Raw genomic sequence first — 4,019 nt, forward strand, 5'->3', positions numbered from 1 at the left:
CTGGTGTCTTTAACGTGATGGCACCACTCCGATTCCATCCCGAACTCGGTTGTGAAACTTCACCGTGGCCAAGATACTTGTCGGGTTGCCGACCGGGACAATAGCTCGATGCCAGGATTATTCTTTCCTACCCCTCAATCCGACAAGATTGGGGGGTTTGGTTTTTAGGAAAAATCAGAGGATTTTAAATCTAAACCTCGCTCAAATATTGTATCTATGGCTAACATTTCTCCGTCGCTAGTCATAAATTTATGATCTTTGGTTGCTTGGATAGTTTGCCCATTTTCTAGGGTGTATTCAAAGACTTCTTGTAAACCTCGCTCGTGCCATTGAGAGATTGGTTGACTATAAACAAAACCATTTTTATCTACACTATAAACAGTGCAGTTAATTTCTTCGCTGACAATTTTAGCAATTGGTAATAATCCGTATTCCTCAGTTAAAATTAACGTCTCACCTCCTAGACAATATTCGGCAAAATTTACCATCTGTTCAAAGAGATTTTCAGCGATTCTTTTTTCCACGCCATTTTTAGCAGCACCATCGATAAACATCTCCCTTTGTTTCTGCATTTCGGAGGCTTTTTTCTTACCCATTGCCCGACGCAATAGATCCGCTTCTCCTAGAGAATAACCGGCTAAATCCTGCGCCATTTTCATAATCTGTTCTTGATAGACTAAAACTGCGTAGGTTTCCTTAAGAATTGGTTCCAATAAGGGATGATCATAACGAATGGGTTCTCTACCGTGTTTTCTGCCAATAAAGAGAGGAATTAATCCCGCATCTAAAGGTCCGGGGCGATAGAGTGCTAAGATTGAAGATATGTCCTCAATACCCGATGGTTTTAACTCTTTAACGATCTGTTTCATTCCCGATGATTCTAACTGGAAAATACCTTCTAAATCCCCTTCTTCTAGTAATCCGTGGGTTTTGAGAATATCGGGAGGTAGTTTTTTATGTTCCCCTTTAGCCCGAATTTGCAGGGCTTTTCTTTCATCTAAAGGCAATTGATCGAGATCGATATATATACCCTGATTTTGTTTAACTAAATCGGCGGTTTTTTTCAAAGTGGTTAAATTTCTTAACCCTAAAAAGTCCATTTTTAACAATCCCAATGATTCTAAATCCTCCATGAAATATTGGGTAATTACCGCCCCATCATTATTTTTCTGGAGGGGAACCACTTCATCTAAAGGCTGGGAAGAAATGACGACTCCCGCGGCATGAACTCCGAAGGTTTTGTTAGTACCTTCGATACGAATTGCCATATCTAACCAATGACGCACATGGGGTTCCGTATCGTATCTTTCTTTAAATGCCGGTTCGGGAGTTTCATCGGAAATCATCACTTTTAAAGGTGTGGGTTTACCGCGAGAAACGGGAATCATTTTCGCCATTTTATCCGATTCGGCATAGGGAATATCTAACACCCGCGCCACATCTTTTAAAACAGCTTTTGATGTCATACGGTTAAAAGTAATGATTTGAGCAACATTAGCCTCCCCGTATTTTTCCGTAACGTATTGGATCATTTCATCCCGTCTCTCGATACAGAAATCCGTATCAATATCAGGCATAGATTTCCGTTCAGGATTGAGAAAACGCTCAAATAATAAACCGTGATGAACGGGATCAATATTGGTTATTTTTAAAGAATATGCTACCAAAGAACCCGCCGCCGAACCGCGTCCTGGACCGACGGGAATATCATGATCTCTAGCATATTTTATATAGTCCCAAACGACGAGAAAATAGGTAGAAAATCCCATTTTCTGTAGCATTTTTAATTCGTATTCAAGCCTTTCTTTGTAAACAGGTTCAATCTCGTGACGAGAAGGACATTTTAATCTTTCTAGTAATCCTAACCAAGCAATTTCTTCTACATAACTATCAGCAGTATGTCCCGCAGGAACTGGATAATTAGGGAGTCTCGGTTCATTAAATATGTTATAAGGTTCGACTTTTTCTGCTACTTCTAAGGTGTTATTAATCGCTTCTTCAATCACATCTTCTGGCAGATGATCACGGAAAAGTAAGCGCATTTCATCAGCAGATTTTAAGTATTCTGTGCCACTATAACGGAGGCGTTTGTCTTCAGTAATTAACTTGGCAGTTTGAATACAAAGCAAGGCATCGTGTGCCTCTACATCGTAACAGGAAATAAAGTGAGAATCGTTAGTAGCAACTACTTTAATTCCTAATTCTTTAGCAATTTTAACTATTTCTACATTGACAATCCGATCTTCTTTAGAACCGTGGTCTTGAATTTCTAAATAAAAATCATCACCAAAAAGTTTTTTATACCATTTAGCAGTTTCCTTAGCCAGTTTCCTGTTATTAGCTAAAATCGCTTGAGGAATCTCTCCACCCAAGCAAGCACTGGTAACTATCAATCCTTCGTGGTATTGTTGGAGTAACTCTTTATTGATACAAGGACGAGCAAAAATACCTTTACCTTGAATACCTTTCAGATTAGAAATAGTTGTTAATTTAACTAGATTTTTATAGCCTTGGGTATTTTTGGCTAAAACAACTTGATGATATTTTCGGTGGCGAAGATTGACTTCAATATCGCCATTGACTATATACATTTCGTTGCCAATAATTGGTTTTATTCCCTTATTACGGCAGATTTTAATTAATTCGATCGCACCATACATGACTCCATGATCGGTTAAAGCGATCGCTGGTTGTCCTAATTCGATCGCTCGATCAATTAGTGCCGGTAATTGGGAAGCACCATCAAGTAAGCTATAATCACTGTGAATATGTAAACCGACAAAAGACATAATTTTTCAGAAAAAAGTGACAAGGAAAAAGAAAAAAAACAGAATTTACTTACTTTTAATTTTCAGCAATTACAGTCTATTTTTAGGGTTGATTGAGAATCCTATAGGGGAAAGAACTTTCTTCTAAATTAAACCATTGTTCTCGAAGTTTCTGGTTATCATTGCTGCCGACGACAGTATCAACAAATTTTTTCCATTCGGGATCGTTTTTGGGTAAAATACAGCCATAAAGTTCGGTGGTAATCGGTTGACTGGGTAGTAGCACAAATTGTCGCGGATCCTGTCCTTGTTTAACGATTTCCCCCAGTAGAAGAATTCCATCACTAACCACTGCTTTTACTTCTCCCCTTTGTAATTTTGCCACTGCTTCACTTCGATCGCTGACAGCTTGCCAATTAGCCAGAGGATAGATATAACGAATAATACTATCGGTGGTGGTGTGGGGAATATAGGCGATCGCAACTGCCGCTAAAGTGTTATTAATATCTATTTTATCAACATTTTCCCTTTTAGTTAAAAATTGCGCTCCTGTCATAAAATAGGGAATAGAAAAATTAACCTTTTCTAGTCTTTCTTCCGTAATTGTTGCCGCATTACAGGATAAATCTACTTGTCCCTGTTCCACTTGCTGAAAACGATTATTAGTCGTCGCTTCTGTAAAGGTTATTGTAATCGGTTTACCTAATTCTTGTGCTAATCGACGTTGGACTAAGCGCATTAATTCCACTCCGTAACCTGTCCATTGTCCCGTTTTCTCATCGATATAACTAAAGGGAACAGCATCTTTTCTGGCTGCCGCTTTTAATTCTCCCGTGCGAGCAATTCTTTGTAAAACTGTTTCTGCCAAGGCTGATAAATGTAGATTATTTATCAGTAAAAGACCTAGAAAAATAAAGCAAAAGTTTTTAGACATATCAAGAAAGCAAGAAGGAGATAGGGAGAAAAAAGCTAACCACCGACGCGCGATTAGCAAATGCCGCTATATTTTAACTACGATCCTCAAATAATCCACTCAAACGTTCTACTTCTGTTTGTGCTGTGTACATAGGAGTTCCGGCCAGAATTCCGGTAACATTGCGGAAAGGTTGGCCGATGTGCATACCTTGATGATCGATCGAAAACTCACGAATATCCTTATCGTGCATAGAACCGCGCATTTTTAAAACAGTGATACCGCGGCGCATTTCTCCATACATTTCCACATAACGCAGCAGAATAATTGAATCGGTA

At 38.9% G+C, this 4,019-nt stretch carries 3 protein-coding genes and 1 rRNA gene; 1 reads left to right on the forward strand and 3 read right to left on the reverse strand.

Translation table 11 applies throughout. The annotated features are described in order from the left end of the window. Window positions 1-117: ribosomal RNA gene (gene rrf / locus PX484_RS22605) — 5S ribosomal RNA — on the forward strand. Window positions 118-164: 47 nt separating this feature from the next. On the opposite strand, the gene PX484_RS22610 is transcribed toward rrf, so the two are convergent. From PX484_RS22610 to PX484_RS22620, 3 genes are all read right to left on the reverse strand, one after another. Then, complete coding sequence (locus tag PX484_RS22610) at window positions 165-2,789, reverse strand: DNA polymerase III subunit alpha (RefSeq protein WP_288105610.1); 2,625 nt, start codon at window positions 2,787-2,789, stop codon at window positions 165-167. An 82-nt stretch (window positions 2,790-2,871) separates the two neighbouring features. Further along, window positions 2,872-3,702: an amino acid ABC transporter substrate-binding protein gene (locus PX484_RS22615; RefSeq protein ID WP_002802235.1), complete on the reverse strand. Its 831-nt coding sequence runs from the start codon at window positions 3,700-3,702 to the stop codon at window positions 2,872-2,874. A 73-nt stretch (window positions 3,703-3,775) separates the two neighbouring features. Further along, on the reverse strand, window positions 3,776-4,019 hold a 244-nt coding region (locus tag PX484_RS22620), incomplete at its 5' end, for an ATPase domain-containing protein (protein ID WP_288105613.1).

Source organism: Microcystis sp. M49636_WE2 (assembly GCF_030065375.1).
Lineage (GTDB): Bacteria > Cyanobacteriota > Cyanobacteriia > Cyanobacteriales > Microcystaceae > Microcystis > Microcystis aeruginosa_C.